We start from the raw sequence: 309 nt of genomic DNA, 5'->3' as shown, positions 1-309 counted from the left end.
CCAGCGCCGACACCAGGAAGAGCACCCCGACGACGATCATCACCGTCGAGGCGATCCGGGGCCCGCGCACGGCCGCCGCGACGAGGACCGCCGCGGTGACGACGGAGATGGTGGACAGCAGGCCGTTGGACGACAGGCCGAGGATCCGCTCGCCCTCGGTCGAGAAGAAGTCCAGGCCGTCGGCGAAGCCCAGGATGCCGAAGACCGCGATCACCGCGGCGGTCCTCGTCGCGGCGGCCGTGCGCGGGCCCCGGATCGCCTCGACGGTGATGATCGTCGTCGGGGTGCTCTTCCTGGTGTCGGCGCTGG

The 309-nt window shown here is 72.2% G+C and carries 1 protein-coding gene; it reads right to left on the bottom strand.

The features are described 5' to 3' along the window. On the bottom strand, positions 1-214 hold a 214-nt coding region (locus E9565_RS22095; RefSeq protein ID WP_236836748.1), incomplete at its 3' end, for a DUF4383 domain-containing protein. Positions 215-309: the final 95 nt, after the last annotated feature.

This window comes from Blastococcus sp. KM273129, from assembly GCF_021698995.1.
Classification (GTDB): Bacteria; Actinomycetota; Actinomycetes; order Mycobacteriales; family Geodermatophilaceae; genus Blastococcus.
Note: the sequence above shows the minus strand (reverse complement) of the source record. Positions and strands in the feature narration are given on the sequence as shown.